We start from the raw sequence: 14,979 nt of genomic DNA on the forward strand, positions 1-14,979 counted from the left end.
CGTTCATCCTGAGCCAGGATCAAACTCTCCAATAAAGTTAGTTTGTCTAGCATCTAAAAATAAAAATTGACGTTTCACGTTGTTTGTTTCGTTCAGTTTTCAAAGAACTACGTTGTCGCTCACAAGCGACTTTATCAATATAACATTTTGTTATATTTTCGTCAACAACTTTTTTTCAATAAGTTGTTTTTCGTTTGTTTTGCTTGTTACCTTTCGTGGCAACGGATATAAATATACCAGTTTAATCATTAAAATGCAATAGTTTTTCTAATAAAATTTTTAACTTAGTAAAAAAGTATAAAAACAGCACATTTCTTCTATATAAATATAATTTCTCGCACCATCAAGATCTATTATACCCACGCAACTCATACTCAAATAAAAAAAGCTTTGGAGAAATCTCCAAAGCTTAGTCTTGTTTATGACGCATAGCAGGGAATAATAATACATCACGAATAGATGGTGCATTTGTTAATAACATAACTAGACGATCAATACCGATTCCTAATCCACCCGTAGGAGGCATACCGTACTCAAGAGCTTCGATATAATCATCATCCATCATGTGAGCTTCGTCATTACCTTGCTCACGCTCTTTTAATTGAGCTTCAAAACGTTCTTTTTGATCAATTGGATCGTTTAACTCAGTGAATGCATTTGCATGTTCACGTGCAACGATAAATAACTCGAAACGATCTGTGAATCGTGGATCTTCGTCATTCTTTTTCGCAAGTGGCGAAATTTCTACCGGATGACCGTAAATAAATGTTGGTTGAATTAATTTATCTTCTACTTTTTGCTCGAAGAACTCATTAATGATATGACCAACTTCCATTGTATCCTTAATTTCTACATTATGTTCTTTTGCAAGCTCACGCGCTTCTTCTACACTCATCGGAGTCCAGAAATCCGCTCCAGAGTGTTGCTTAATTGCATCTACCATATGAAGACGTGTCCATTCTGGTTCTAGATTAATTTCATAATCACCATATTGGATCGTTGTTGTACCCAATACTTTTTTCGCAATATGAGCAACCATATTTTCTGTTAGTTTCATAATATCATTATAATCAGCGTACGCTTCATATAATTCAATCATCGTAAACTCAGGATTATGACGAGTTGATACACCCTCATTACGGAATACACGGCCGATCTCATAAACTTTTTCTAATCCGCCCACAATAAGACGTTTTAAATGAAGTTCAATTGCGATACGCATATATAATTCCATATCTAACGCATTATGATGCGTAGTGAAAGGACGAGCAGATGCTCCACCCGCAATCGCGTGCATCATAGGCGTTTCTACTTCAAGATAACCGTTGTCATCTAAATATCTTCTCATTTCACGAATGATTTTACTACGAGTAACAAATGTTTCACGACTTTCCATACTTGTAATTAAGTCTAAGTAACGTTGACGGTATCGTTGTTCAACATCTTTTAATCCATGGTATTTATCCGGTAATGGACGAAGAGATTTCGTTAAAAGCGTAAATCCTGTTGCTTTTACTGAAAGTTCTCCAACGTTTGTTTTGAACACTTTACCTTCAATACCTACTAAGTCACCTAAATCTGCTGTCGTAAATAACTCGTACTCTTCATCTCCAACAGTATCTTTACGAACGTAAATTTGAACTTGTCCGTGTAAATCTTGAATGTGTGCGAATCCAGCTTTTCCTTTACCGCGTTTTGTCATAATACGACCAGCGATAGAAACCGTGATTTCCTTCTCTTCTAATTCTTCTTTAGAGAATTCTCCATATAGACTTACTAAGTCGGTTGTTGAATTTGTGCGTTCAAATCGTTTACCGAACGGATCGATTCCTTGCTCACGTAAATTATGTAGCTTTTCACGACGAACAAGCAATTGGTCGTTTAATTCTTCGTGGTTCATGTTATCCATGATATTGATATCACTCCAGCTCTATTAATTTTTACAATATATACAGTATAGCATTTTCTACTCAACTAGAAAAACTGCCAGCAACTAACTGGCAGTTCTTCTTTCTTTCACGTAATTATAGGAAGTGTGTAGAAGAATGTCAATCTTCTCCGTCCTCCTTATTAACCAACGTAAATCGTTTGTTGTTTCGCCTCTACTTCTTCTACAAATGCACCTAATACATTCGCAAGGTCTTCACGCGTGTTGCAAGTATTGATACCATTACGCACACTCGCATTACCACGAACACCTTTTAAATACCAAGCCGCATGCTTTCTCATCTCTCTTACAGCAACATTTTCGTTCTTTAAATCGATAAGACGATCTAGATGCAACATACATACATCAATTTTCTCACGGACTGTTGGTTCCGGCATTAATTCACCTGTCTCTAAATACTTTACCGTACGATAAATCATCCATGGATCCCCAAGAGCTGCACGACCAATCATAACACCATCTACACCAATCTCATCAAGCATACGCTTCGCATCTTGCGGTGTTTCGACATCACCATTTCCGATAACCGGGATATTCACAGCTTGCTTTACTTGTTTAATGATATCCCAATCTGCTTTCCCTTCATACATTTGCACTCGCGTACGTCCGTGAACCGCCACAGCTTGTCCGCCAGCACGCTCAACAGCTCTAGCATTTTCTATTGCGAAAATATGTTCTTCATCCCAACCGATACGCATTTTAACCGTAACCGGCTTTTCAACAGCATCTACAACCGCTGCTACCATTTCGTATATTTTATTTGGATCTAGAAGCCACCTTGCCCCCGCATCACATTTAACGATTTTCGGTACTGGGCAACCCATATTAATATCAATAATGTCTGCTGTCGTATATTTATCTACGTATTTCGCAGCATCTACAAGCGTTTCTTTCTCTCCACCGAAAATTTGTAAACTTAATGGTTTTTCTCTCTCATCAATATATAACATATCTAATGTTCTTTTGTTATTCAGTAATATTGCCTTGTCACTTACCATTTCAGCACAAACTAAACCTGCACCAAATTCTTTAACTGTTAAACGGAATGCAGAGTTACACACTCCCGCCATCGGTGCTAATACAACCGGATTTTTCATCTCAATATTTGCAATCTTTAACAATCAACCTACTCCTTCCTGCACAGTCACTTTGGCATTAATTCATCTATCGAAACATTTAACGCCTTAGCAACTTCTACTACAAAATCTTGAGAAGGCGATCGATTCCCTCTCTCAACTTCACCTAAAACAGATACTGATACCCCTAATTCTTTAGCAAAACCTTCTTGCGTGTAGCCTTTTAGCTTTCGAAAAGCACGAATGCGTCTTCCCCATTTTTCTGCTTCCATACCGTTACTCCCTCTCGCCTTTTCATTTCTTCTACTTGTGAACGTGAAATGTTTTGTTTTATATCTTGATTAATCTCTAACAACGGAACGATAACAAAAGCTCTTTCGAACATCCGCGGATGCGGAACAATAAGATTCTCTGCTTCAATATTCTCTTGATTATAAAGTAAAATGTCAAGGTCGATAGTCCTCGGCCCCCACCTAATTTCCCTTTTTCTTCCTAGGTCATTTTCTACTTTTTGTGTTACTTTCAATAATTCTTGCGGTGATAAATTGGTAGAAATTTTTATAACTAAATTTAAAAAACAACTTTGGTCAGTATAGCCAACTGGATCAGTTTCATACACTGACGAAACATCATCAACTTGAATATACGGACTTTTATTTAAAAACTGAATGGCTTCAGTTAAATACGTATAACGCTCTCCAATATTTGACCCTAATGCAATGTACGCTATATTATTCATGGACGTTCTCTCGTAATTTCTACTGCTACAGCGCGATAATGGCCCGGTATCGGCGGATCTGGTTTAATCACCTTAATTGTACACCGTGAAATACTTTTATATTGCTTTAATATATCTGCAGCAATATTTTCAGCGATACTCTCCACAAGCTTATACTTTCTATCCTCAACAACTTTTCTACATAATTCGAAAAGCTCTCCATAATTGACCGAATGCTCTAAGTCATCACTTTCCCCTGCACGCTTTAAATCCAACTCCACCGTTAAGTCAACTTTAAATCTCTGACCTAATCTATTCTCCTCTGGAAACACACCATGATAACCATAAAATTCCATATCGTGGATATAAATTTTATCCAATTACCTTACCCCCTTACCAATCATCGCATCCATCATTTTAGCCATACGCGCCATTTCTTTCACATCATGGACACGAACAAACTCACAGCCCTTTTCAATACCAAGACAAACAGTAGCTCCCGTTCCCTCAAGGCGTTCCTCTACTGGCAAATCTAATACGTGCCCAATAAAGGACTTTCTCGAAGTACCTAAGAGAACCGGATAACCTAGCACATTTAACTGTTCTAAATTACGCATCGCCTCTAAGTTCTGCTCCGGTGTTTTAGCAAAACCGATACCTGGATCTAAAATAATATTCTCATCTCGCACACCAGCATTTTTAGCAATTTTAATACTGTCATACAAATCAGCAATCATATCCGCCATTAAATTACGATAATTCATATTATCACGGTTATGCATTAAAATGATGGGTACATCATAATGGGCTGCGACTTCAGCAATTTTCGGCTCCGCCTTCGCCCCCCAAATATCATTAATAATATGAGCACCAGCCTCAATTGCTTGCTTTGCAACTTCAGCTTTATATGTATCGATAGATATAGGTAATTTTACTTCTTTTGAAACTGCTTGAATCATCGGGACGACTCGCTTTATTTCTTCTTCTACTGATACTTTAGCAAAACCTGGGCGAGTAGATTCGCCACCAATATCAATAATATGAGCACCTTCACCTTGCATTTCTTTTGCGTGACGTACCGCAGCATCTACCTCGTTGTAACTCCCACCATCAGAAAACGAATCTGGTGTTACATTTAAAATCCCCATAATTAATGTCTTTTCATTTAAATTCAATGTATATTCGCCGCAGCGTAAATCATAATCCCACTTCAAACTACACATCTCCTCTTCGTAATTCATTTCTGCTCCATAATTTCTCTCTTTGCATTCCATAAAGGTACATTAAACTTTTTGTAACCACTCCTACTTTACCCGGGAAATCCTGCGCTTCTATACGATAAAGCGGAACAATTTCTTGAATGGAGTTTGTTACGAAGACTTCATCCGCTGAAAGTAGCTCATCTTTTGTAAAGAAACCTTCCTTTACTTCTATATTTAATTCTTCAGCACTCTTTATAATAAACGCACGAGTGATACCATTTAAAATACCTGTCTCTAACGAAGGTGTATATAAAACATCACCTTTCACAAAAAATAGATTCGAAACAATACCCTCTGCAACATAACCTGCTTCAGTAAGGAAAATACCTTCCTTGCTCACAACATTTCCAATTTCACGCTTACCTAAAATATTATTTAAATAGTGATGAGACTTCAGGCGAAATGTCCCTTCCGGTGTATTTCGCACTTGTTTTAAAATAACACCTTCTTTTTCTACTACATCTCCTGGAGCTGTTAAAGGTTTTATAAAAACAATAACCGAAGGCTCTTCGTATATTTCCGTTTGTAATCCTATTTCATCTATACCTGCCGATACATTAAAACGTACATATGCATGCTTCAATTCATTCTTAGCGAGTAAATCTTTCAAAATAAGCATCACATCATTTTTTGTCATTGTCCATTTAATTTGCAATGTATCCAGCGCCTCTATTAAACGGTCATAATGATCATCCAATAAGAAAGGATGACCATTATAAATACGAAACGTTTCAAAAACTCCAAGACCATATAAATAACCATGATCATAAGGAGAAATTCTCGCTTCACTTGCTTCTACATACTGACCATTTACGTAAATTAACATAATGTCGCACTTGGACTGTATTTACGAATGAAATTCTGCAATAACTCTTTCCCATGAGAAGTCATAATAGATTCCGGATGGAATTGCACACCCTCTATCGGCAATGTCTTATGACGAAGTGCCATAATTTCCCCTTCCTCCGTCCAAGATGTTACCTCTAAGCAATCTGGTAACGTCTCTTTCTTAACAATAAGGGAATGATAGCGCGTCGCAGTAAACGGATTAGGAATATCCGAAAAAATCGTCTTTCCATCATGATGCATAAGCGAAGTTTTCCCATGCATTAATCGCTCTGCACGAACAACCTCTCCACCAAACACTTGTGCAATAGATTGATGCCCTAAACAAACTCCAAAAATCGGAACCTTCCCCGCGAAGTATTTAATAACTTCCATACTAATCCCCGCTTCATTAGGACTACATGGACCTGGAGAAATCATTAGAAAATCTGGTTTCATATTCTCGATATCTGAAATCGTCACTTCATCGTTACGTTTAACAACGAGCTCTTGTCCAAGTTCTCCAAGAAACTGCACTAAATTAAATGTAAAAGAATCATAATTATCAATCATTAATATCATTTCTCTCACCTAACCGTTTCTTCGCTACGTTCTTTTGCACGCCATAAAGCAATCGCCTTTTTTAACGACTCTTTATATTCATTTTCCGGATTTGAATCAATTACAATTCCCGCCCCCGCTTGTACATGAGCTTTTCCATCTTTAGCAAGAAGTGTTCTAATTACAATATTCAATTCTGTATCTCCAGAATAACCAATCCAACCGATTGAACCTGTATAAATCCCTCGGCGAACAGGTTCTAATTCCTCAATAATTTCCATTGTACGTATTTTCGGGGCACCAGTAATTGTTCCACCAGGGAATACAGCCTTCACTAAATCAAAAGCATCTTTATCTTCTTCCACCTCACCACGCACATTAGAAACAATATGCATAACATGTGAGTATTTCTCAATTACCATAAATTCATCTACTTCTACAGTGCCATATTTACAAACACGCCCTAAATCATTTCTTTCTAAATCCACAAGCATTACATGCTCTGCTCTTTCTTTTTCGTTCTCAATTAATTCTCTTGCTAATTCTTCATCCTCTTGCTCATCCGCGCCTCTAGATCTCGTTCCAGCAATTGGTCTTGTACTTACTTCAGTTCCTTGTTTCTTAATTAACAACTCTGGCGATCCACTAACAATTTGAAAATCCCCAAGCTCCAGGTAACCCATATATGGAGATGGATTAATTTCACGAAGACTTGTATAAATTTCTAGTGGATGCGTTTGTAAAGTTCTTTCTTGTCTCGTCGACAAGTTTACTTGGAACACATCACCCGCCCCAATATATTCTTGAATACATTCAACTGCCTTCATAAAGCCTGTTTCTGTAAAGGCAACCGCTTCGTTTTTCTTTTTAGGACGTTCAAACGGCATAGTCACTTCAGGCACTTCTGCCACCCAAAGATCCTTCCATTCATTTAAACGTTCTTCTGCTTCTGCATGCTTATCTACATAATGTGTAATAATCCACAATAGCTTTTCTTTTTGATCATAGACAAACACATCGTCAAATAATAAAAAGTATATATCGGGTATATTCAGATCATCCTCTGCAAGAGAAGGGAGTTTTTCGATATAACGGATACAATCATAACTAAAGTAGCCAATTGCACCACCTTGAAAAGGCGGGTACTCTGGATTGTAGTCTGTTTTCCATTTCTCCATATATTCTTGCATTAAATCTAATGGATTCCCTCTTTTTATTGTTTCCTTACCGCTTTCACTTATATGTAACTTTTCACCCTTCCCTTGGATTACCGATACCGGGTTTAAACCCACTATGTTATAACGACCGCCACGTCCACTTTCCAGCAAAATATGTTGCGGCTTATCCTGAGAAAGAAATTTATATTGCTTAAAGAAATCTAACTGATATGGAATAGAAAGCGCTAAAGATTTTCTTCGTTGCATATCAACACCCCGTCTTCTTTTATCCCACCCTCTTAGATGAACCAGCTCCAACTACATAAGTTATTTATATAGAGATTGATTATACTCGAAGGCTAGTGAAAATAATTTAATTATACTACCTCTTATTTTACATGAAGTTTTCTAGTCATTCACTCTTTTCCTATTTCCAATCCAAAAAGAAAAAGCATCCTTTTTCAAGGATGCTTTTTCAATCGCATTTAATTATGATTCAAATTGATAAAGTGGTGTACTTAAATAACGTTCACCGTTACTCGGGATAATAACAAGTACCTTTTTCCCTTTACCTAACTTTTTCGCAACTTCTGTTGCTGCATAAATAACTGCGCCTGAAGAGATACCAACTAAAATACCTTCCTCTTTAGCCACTCTTCTCGCATATTCAAATGCTTGCTCTGTTTTCACTTGAATAATTTCATCATATACTTCTACATCCAACGTCTCCGGAACAAATCCCGCCCCAATTCCTTGGATTTTATGTGGACCTGGTTTCCCACCAGATAATACTGGTGAATCTGCAGGTTCTACTGCATAAATTTTAATATCTTTATACGCTTCCTTCAGCACTTCACCAGCACCAGTAATCGTTCCACCTGTACCAATACCTGCAATAAACGCATCTAATTGGTCGCCCATTTGTTCAATAATTTCTGGACCTGTTGTTAAACGGTGAATTTCTGGATTTGATTGGTTTTTGAACTGTTGTGGTATAAAGTAGCCATGCTCTTTCGCTAATTCAGTCGCTTTACGAATTGCTCCACCCATCCCTTCAGGACCTGGAGTCAATACTAATTCAGCACCGTAAGCACGTAATAAATTACGACGCTCAATACTCATTGTTTCTGGCATTACTAAAATTGCATTATATCCTTTAGCAGCCGCTACCATCGCTAAACCAATCCCTGTGTTACCACTTGTTGGCTCAATGATTGTATCGCCCTCTTTTAACAATCCCTTTTTTTCAGCATCTTCAATCATAGCTAGTGCAATACGATCTTTAACGCTACTCCCTGGATTCATAAATTCTAGTTTTAAGTATATATCTGCGCTGTCTGATTCTACGATGCGGTTCAACTTAACGATCGGCGTTTTCCCGATTAATTCTGAAACTGATTGTGCCACTCGCATTCCTGTCACTCCTAACACCGAGTATTTTTATTGGTTTTATCTATATTTAGATTTTGTCAGAAAATTCCCTGTTTGTCAATCTATTCGGAGGGTTAATCCCCTTATTACAAATTCTCAATTAAATTTGTAATATCTTCTTTAGAGAACTTGTATCGTTCATTACAGAAATGACAATGAACTTCTGTTTCTTCTTCTTCTTCACGAATTTGCTCTAACTCTGTTTTACCTAAACTAATTAACACACTCTCAATACGTTCACGTGAGCACGTACAATTAAATTGAACATCCATTGTTTCTAATACTTTTACTTTATCTTCTCCAAGGACTGCATATAGTAGCTCTTCTGGAGAAAGACCTTGTTCGATCAATGTTGATACAGGCGGGATTTTTTGCAAACGATCTTCAATGAATGAAATTGTTTCTTCCTGTGCGCCCGGCATAATTTGAAGGATAAATCCACCCGCCGCTAATACGCTGTCATCTCCATTTACAAGTACACCCACACCAACAGAAGAAGGCGTCTGCTCAGAAACTGCGAAATAATACGTGAAATCTTCCCCTAGTTCTCCCGAAACGATTGGAGATTGACCGATAAACGGCTCACGCATACCAATATCTTTAATTACTGTTACAAACCCTTCTGTACCTACAGCTTGATATACACGTAATTTCCCTTGTTCCGTTCCTTCAAAATCAACATGTGGATTCGTTACGTAGCCACGTACATCCCCATTTGCATGAGCATCTACTAAGATAGGGCCAATCGGACCATTACCTTCTACCTTAATCGTTAACTTTTGATCACCTTTTAACATCGCACCCATCATTGTACCTGCAGTTAAAGAACGACCAAGTGCCGCCGAAGCTGTCCTCCATGTATCATGACGTCTTTGTGCCTCACTTACTGTATTCGTTGTACGTACACTATACGCACGTACTTCTCCATCAAACGCTAACGCTTTTACTAAATAATCTTTCATACTTATTTATTCACCTTTCTCATGCTGTAAATTTGCATTACGCTCATATAACATATACAAGCCTTTTAACGTTAAAAATGGATCTACAATATCAATTACATTCGATTCTTCTGAAATTAATTTCGCCAATCCACCTGTTGCAATAACTTTCGGTTCTTGTTTAGCTTCTTCTTTCATACGCTTAACAATACCTTCCACTTGTCCTACATAACCATAAAGAATACCTGATTGCATCGCACTTACTGTATTCTTCCCAACAACACTGCTCGGTTTTGTAATTTCAATACGAGGAAGTTTTGCTGCCCTACTATATAAAGCCTCTGCTGAAATCATAATTCCTGGCGTAATAACTCCACCCATATAATGCTTTTCTTCATTAATATAACAATATGTAGTAGCCGTACCAAAATCAACAATAATAAGTGGACTTCCATACAATTGGATTCCCGCTACTGCATTTACAATTCGATCTGCGCCTACTTCACGTGGATTTTCATATTTAATATTTAGCCCCGTTTTTATTCCAGGCCCTACTACAAGCGGTTTAATTTTAAAATATTTTTCACACATACGTTCTAAAGCGAACATAATTGGTGGTACGACTGAAGACACAATAATACCTTTCACATCTTCAAACGAAAGACCCTCATGATCAAGTAACTGTTTTACAAGCATTCCATATTCATCTTCTGTCTTATGACGATCTGTTTCCATGCGCCAATGCTGACGAAGTTCCCCCTCTTCAAACACGCCTAGTACAGCATTTGTGTTCCCTACATCCAATACAAAAATCATATTCTCACCACTTATCTTATTTAATCTATATTTGTGTAGTATGTATAAAACTTATAAAAACATCATATCACACATACTTATATAATCAGCTTTCCTATCCTCATCATTTTACAAAAAGATTGCTCTCTATTTCAATTTTTAATACTAGTTTTACTTAAATTACTTTATCCACTAAGCCCTTAATAGTAATTAACAAAAATCTTAACAAACAAAAAAGGAGTGACGATAGTCACTCCTTCATTTCTTACTTATCTTCTTTATCTTCATCGTCTTTCTTCATATTGATGTTTACTTTCACATCATCTGAAGATGTTGGACGCTCAGGTAATCTGCCATAATCATATAAATGATTAATTTGCTCTGCGTCTAATGTTTCTACTTCAAGTAACGTTTTCGCGATAATATCAAGCTTATCTCGTTTTTCAGTAAGAATATGTTTCGCACGAGCATAACATTCTTTAATAATTGTTTGCATTTCCACATCAATTTCATGTGCGATTGCATCACTGTAGTTTTGTTCTGAATGGAAGTCTCTTCCTAAGAATACCTGACCACCTTGTGAGCTACCAAATTGCATCGGTCCAAGCTTATCACTCATACCGAATTCCGTAACCATACGTCTTGCAATACCAGTTGCACGTTGGAAATCGTTGTGAGCACCTGTACTTGCTTCACCAAATACAATCTCCTCAGCTACTCGACCACCAAGTAAACCAGTGATTTTATCAAGTAACTCTGGCTTTGTCATGAAGTAACGATCTTCCTTCGGAAGCATTACCGCATATCCACCAGCCTGACCACGAGGGACAATTGTTACTTTATGAACGACATCAGCTTCATCAAGAACAACACCAATTACAGTATGGCCTGCTTCATGGAAAGCAACGATATTACGTTCTTTTTCAGAGATAACACGACTTTTCTTAGCTGGACCTGCAATAACACGATCCGTTGCTTCATCGATATCACTCATATCAATCTTCTTCTTATCTCGACGTGCAGCTACTAAAGCAGCTTCGTTTAATAAGTTTTCAAGATCCGCACCAGAGAATCCTGGTGTACGAGTCGCAATTGCTCTTAAATTAATATGCTCATCAAGCGGTTTATTACGCGCATGTACTTTCAGTACAGCTTCACGGCCATTTACATCTGGACGATCTACTGTAATTTGACGGTCAAAACGACCTGGACGTAATAACGCTGGGTCAAGAATGTCTGGACGGTTTGTCGCAGCAATGATAATAATACCTTCGTTTGCACCGAATCCATCCATTTCAACAAGTAACTGGTTCAATGTTTGCTCACGCTCATCATGACCACCACCAAGACCTGCGCCACGTTGACGACCTACTGCATCAATTTCATCAATGAAAATGATACAAGGAGCATTTTTCTTTGCATTTTCAAATAAATCACGTACACGTGATGCACCGACACCGACAAACATCTCTACAAAGTCAGAACCACTGATAGAGAAGAATGGAACGCCAGCCTCACCTGCAACAGCACGTGCTAATAAAGTTTTACCTGTACCTGGAGGTCCAACTAATAGGACACCCTTCGGAATACGGGCACCAACTTCAGAAAACTTACGAGGGTCTTTTAAGAATTCAACTACCTCGACAAGTTCTTGTTTCTCTTCATCCGCCCCAGCAACATCTCTGAAACGAACTTTTTTCTTTTCATCATTATATAACTTCGCCTTACTTTTCCCGAAGTTCATAACACGGCTACCGCCGCCTTGAGCCTGGTTTAATAAGAAGAAGAATAAAATGAAGATGATGACAAACGGAATGATTGAAGTAAAGAATGTTACCCAAGCACTTGTTTCTTCTGCTGGTTGATACTTAACTTCGGCACCTTTCGCTTTATCATTGATTTTCTTTTGTAATTCCTCAGTATTTGGTGCATAAGTAACAAATTGTTCTCCTTGGCTAGAGTTATTGAATTGTCCTTTTACCTCAAATACACCATTTTTCGGTTGAAGTTGCACATTACGCACTTCACCGCTTTCTAGTTTAGTAATGAATTTGTCGTAGCTAACTGATGTCGTTTTTTGTGTCGAACCATTAAAATAGCTCACGATTCCAATTACTACTAAGAATATCAGTAAATAAAAGATGGTATTACGGAAGATACGATTCATTCCTAACCTCCTCTCACGGCATAAACACTATAGTAAATCGTAACATAGAAAAACTTTCCTATACAATTGTAAAGCCTGTATTTAATTAATTTGAGTAAACGCTTGGTTTTAATACGCCTACATAAGGAAGATTACGGTACTGCTCTTTATAATCTAATCCATATCCTACTACAAATTCATGTGGAACAGTAAATCCAACATAATCCGCTTTCAGATCAACCTTACGGCCTGTTGGCTTATCTAATAATGTAACAATTTTTACAGACTTCGCTTTACGATATTTGAATAAGTCTACTAAGTAGCTTAGTGTAAGACCACTATCAATAATATCTTCGACGATTAAAATATCGCGACCTTCTACAGAAGTATCAAGATCTTTTAAAATTTTCACTTCGCCTGTTGAAACTGTAGAGTGACCATAACTAGATACAGCCATAAAATCCATTTCAAGATATGTATCTGTTCTCTTTAATAAATCTGCCATAAATGGCATTGCGCCTTTTAATACACCAATTGCAAGAGGTACTGTGTTTTTATAATCCTCTGCAATAACTGCACCTAGTTCGCGCACCTTTTCTTGTATTTGTTCTTCAGAAATTAATACTTTTTCGATATCTTGATTCATCATTTCATTATCCTCCCGGAAGACTCCTTGCTTTTGTAGTGAATAATCATATATTTACCCTTCTTTGCCATCTCTTTCGAAATTGCAAATGCAGATCGCTTCAACAAGGGTACCCAAATAATGTTCCCACTTGCATCACAAACGACCGGCCATTCTTCTCTTTTTTCTTTTGGTACTTTCGCTTCGATAAAAATAGCTTTTATCTTTTTCGTGCCATCCATACCTTGTATTGACATGCGATCTCCATTTTCCCTAGAACGAATACGAAGTGGATATGATATATCATTATACTTAGCAACAAATACTGTTTCATTCATGTTACTTGGTATATCTTCGCTCACCTCTGTTACAAATTCATCCCCGTTCAATAGTGTAATGGTCCCGGGTACTGATAAATCTTGCAAAAAAGGAGAGACAATTTCTTGTTTAAATCTAAAGCTACACTCCTCGTATGTGCGAACAATTTTCAAATCACCTGGAAAATCAAGTGAACCTGAAGGTTGTGTCCGCTTAAAAAACTCAATCACCTTGTCAATATGTATAGAAGAAAGAGAAGATGGAATCTTATATTCATAAAGATAGTTTAATATTAGTTGAATCCCTCTTCTTTGTAAAGGCATAGACATGGATTCAAAGGCAGGAATTGATAAGCTAATTTGTTTATCACTTTTTTTTGTAATTACTTTATTCATTTTCTCAAAAGCTAATTCCTGCAAATAAGCCTCATCCTCTTGCATCTGCACGCTAAATTTTTGGAATTTCTCATGCATTTGTGGATTTTCTTCTTTTAAGTGAGGAAGGACATATTTACGTAATCGATTCCTTGTATATACTTCCTTTTTATTACTCGGATCTATACGTGGAATTAAATTTAGCTTATTACAGTAATCAACAATTTCTTCCTTCGTTACCCCAAGTAACGGCCTAATTAAATATCCATTATGAAAAGGACGCTTCACTGCAATTCCTGCATATCCTTTCGGAGTACTCCCTCTTACAAGACGCATTAAAATTGTCTCGACTTGATCATCTCCATGATGTCCAAGAGCAACATATCTTGCATCATATTTCTTCATTATTCTTTCCAAAAATGCATATCTGCATTCTCTAGCAGCAACCTGTGCATTCATTCCGTATTGCTGTTGATATTGTGATACATTAATCCTTATCGTTTCACAAATAATTCCTAGTTCTTCACAAAGGTCCTGCACAAACTGTAAATCCTCATGAGATTCATCACCTCTAAACATATGATCTACATGAGCTACTACAATTTCCAACTGTTTTTCCGCTCTTTTTTCTAATAAATAATATAAAAGGGCTAACGAGTCAGGACCACCAGAAACTCCCACAACAATTGTTGAATCATTCTTTAATACATCATGCTGCTTTACAAAGTCATCTACTTTTTCAACAAATGTATCTTTCAACTTCGCAATCACCTTTCATTAAACAAGAACAGCAACGTTAGTT

General features: G+C 37.2%; 15 protein-coding genes. All 15 read right to left on the reverse strand.

What is annotated here, in order from left to right:
* Positions 1-409 precede the first annotated feature (409 nt).
* Positions 410-1,909 carry a lysine--tRNA ligase gene (gene lysS, locus ACS2FK_RS28330; RefSeq protein WP_000369686.1) on the reverse strand — a complete coding sequence of 500 codons (1,500 nt, stop codon included), beginning with the start codon at positions 1,907-1,909 and terminating at the stop codon, positions 410-412.
* Positions 1,910-2,070: 161 nt separating this feature from the next.
* Complete coding sequence (gene dusB / locus ACS2FK_RS28335; protein ID WP_000912249.1) at positions 2,071-3,069, reverse strand: tRNA dihydrouridine synthase DusB; 999 nt, start codon at positions 3,067-3,069, stop codon at positions 2,071-2,073.
* 23 nt (positions 3,070-3,092) lie between these two features.
* Positions 3,093-3,296, reverse strand: a complete 204-nt coding sequence (locus tag ACS2FK_RS28340; RefSeq protein ID WP_000387030.1) for a helix-turn-helix domain-containing protein — start codon at positions 3,294-3,296, stop codon at positions 3,093-3,095.
* Positions 3,248-3,763 carry a 2-amino-4-hydroxy-6-hydroxymethyldihydropteridine diphosphokinase gene (gene folK / locus ACS2FK_RS28345; RefSeq protein ID WP_001059456.1) on the reverse strand — a complete coding sequence of 172 codons (516 nt, stop codon included), beginning with the start codon at positions 3,761-3,763 and terminating at the stop codon, positions 3,248-3,250. The genes ACS2FK_RS28340 and folK overlap by 49 nt, the downstream gene beginning before the upstream one ends.
* Positions 3,760-4,122: a dihydroneopterin aldolase gene (gene folB / locus ACS2FK_RS28350; protein ID WP_000358070.1), complete on the reverse strand. Its 363-nt coding sequence runs from the start codon at positions 4,120-4,122 to the stop codon at positions 3,760-3,762. Before folB ends, folK begins: the two co-directional genes overlap by 4 nt.
* Positions 4,123-4,983 carry a dihydropteroate synthase gene (gene folP / locus ACS2FK_RS28355; RefSeq protein WP_002103948.1) on the reverse strand — a complete coding sequence of 287 codons (861 nt, stop codon included), beginning with the start codon at positions 4,981-4,983 and terminating at the stop codon, positions 4,123-4,125.
* Positions 4,958-5,830 carry an aminodeoxychorismate lyase gene (pabC, locus tag ACS2FK_RS28360; protein ID WP_016513295.1) on the reverse strand — a complete coding sequence of 291 codons (873 nt, stop codon included), beginning with the start codon at positions 5,828-5,830 and terminating at the stop codon, positions 4,958-4,960. Before pabC ends, folP begins: the two co-directional genes overlap by 26 nt.
* The gene (gene pabA / locus ACS2FK_RS28365; protein WP_063546187.1) at positions 5,824-6,411 is read right to left on the reverse strand and encodes an aminodeoxychorismate/anthranilate synthase component II; all 588 of its coding nucleotides are present in this window, start codon (positions 6,409-6,411) and stop codon (positions 5,824-5,826) included. Before pabA ends, pabC begins: the two co-directional genes overlap by 7 nt.
* A 5-nt stretch (positions 6,412-6,416) precedes the next feature.
* Positions 6,417-7,814, reverse strand: coding sequence for an aminodeoxychorismate synthase component I (gene pabB, locus ACS2FK_RS28370; protein ID WP_001189713.1), 1,398 nt, complete (start codon positions 7,812-7,814; stop codon positions 6,417-6,419).
* A 222-nt stretch (positions 7,815-8,036) separates the two neighbouring features.
* On the reverse strand, positions 8,037-8,960 hold the full coding sequence (gene cysK, locus ACS2FK_RS28375; protein ID WP_001261712.1) for a cysteine synthase A: 924 nt from the start codon (positions 8,958-8,960) through the stop codon (positions 8,037-8,039).
* A gap of 104 nt (positions 8,961-9,064) precedes the next feature.
* On the reverse strand, positions 9,065-9,940 hold the full coding sequence (hslO, locus tag ACS2FK_RS28380) for a redox-regulated molecular chaperone HslO (RefSeq protein WP_000656367.1): 876 nt from the start codon (positions 9,938-9,940) through the stop codon (positions 9,065-9,067).
* Positions 9,941-9,946: 6 nt separating this feature from the next.
* On the reverse strand, positions 9,947-10,735 hold the full coding sequence (locus ACS2FK_RS28385) for a type III pantothenate kinase (RefSeq protein WP_000578365.1): 789 nt from the start codon (positions 10,733-10,735) through the stop codon (positions 9,947-9,949).
* A gap of 244 nt (positions 10,736-10,979) precedes the next feature.
* Complete coding sequence (gene ftsH / locus ACS2FK_RS28390) at positions 10,980-12,881, reverse strand: ATP-dependent zinc metalloprotease FtsH (protein ID WP_001079669.1); 1,902 nt, start codon at positions 12,879-12,881, stop codon at positions 10,980-10,982.
* 85 nt (positions 12,882-12,966) lie between these two features.
* Complete coding sequence (gene hpt, locus ACS2FK_RS28395; RefSeq protein WP_000981846.1) at positions 12,967-13,509, reverse strand: hypoxanthine phosphoribosyltransferase; 543 nt, start codon at positions 13,507-13,509, stop codon at positions 12,967-12,969.
* Positions 13,506-14,936 (reverse strand): tRNA lysidine(34) synthetase TilS, encoded by a 1,431-nt coding sequence (gene tilS / locus ACS2FK_RS28400; RefSeq protein ID WP_000655457.1) that lies wholly within the window; start codon positions 14,934-14,936, stop codon positions 13,506-13,508. Before tilS ends, hpt begins: the two co-directional genes overlap by 4 nt.
* Positions 14,937-14,979: the final 43 nt, after the last annotated feature.

Source organism: Bacillus cereus group sp. BceL220, from assembly GCF_051776965.1.
Classification (GTDB): domain Bacteria; phylum Bacillota; class Bacilli; order Bacillales; family Bacillaceae_G; genus Bacillus_A; species Bacillus_A cereus.

Coding starts and splice junctions, on each gene's coding strand:
- lysS (WP_000369686.1), bottom strand. CDS start 1,909: ATGGATAACATGAACCACGAAGAATTAAACGACCAATTGCTTGTTCGT.
- ACS2FK_RS28340 (WP_000387030.1), bottom strand. CDS start 3,296: ATGGAAGCAGAAAAATGGGGAAGACGCATTCGTGCTTTTCGAAAGCTA.
- folK (WP_001059456.1), bottom strand. CDS start 3,763: ATGAATAATATAGCGTACATTGCATTAGGGTCAAATATTGGAGAGCGT.
- folP (WP_002103948.1), bottom strand. CDS start 4,983: ATGAATTACGAAGAGGAGATGTGTAGTTTGAAGTGGGATTATGATTTA.
- pabC (WP_016513295.1), bottom strand. CDS start 5,830: ATGTTAATTTACGTAAATGGTCAGTATGTAGAAGCAAGTGAAGCGAGA.
- pabA (WP_063546187.1), bottom strand. CDS start 6,411: ATGATATTAATGATTGATAATTATGATTCTTTTACATTTAATTTAGTG.
- pabB (WP_001189713.1), bottom strand. CDS start 7,814: ATGCAACGAAGAAAATCTTTAGCGCTTTCTATTCCATATCAGTTAGAT.
- cysK (WP_001261712.1), bottom strand. CDS start 8,960: ATGCGAGTGGCACAATCAGTTTCAGAATTAATCGGGAAAACGCCGATC.
- hslO (WP_000656367.1), bottom strand. CDS start 9,940: ATGAAAGATTATTTAGTAAAAGCGTTAGCGTTTGATGGAGAAGTACGT.
- ACS2FK_RS28385 (WP_000578365.1), bottom strand. CDS start 10,735: ATGATTTTTGTATTGGATGTAGGGAACACAAATGCTGTACTAGGCGTG.
- ftsH (WP_001079669.1), bottom strand. CDS start 12,881: ATGAATCGTATCTTCCGTAATACCATCTTTTATTTACTGATATTCTTA.
- hpt (WP_000981846.1), bottom strand. CDS start 13,509: ATGATGAATCAAGATATCGAAAAAGTATTAATTTCTGAAGAACAAATA.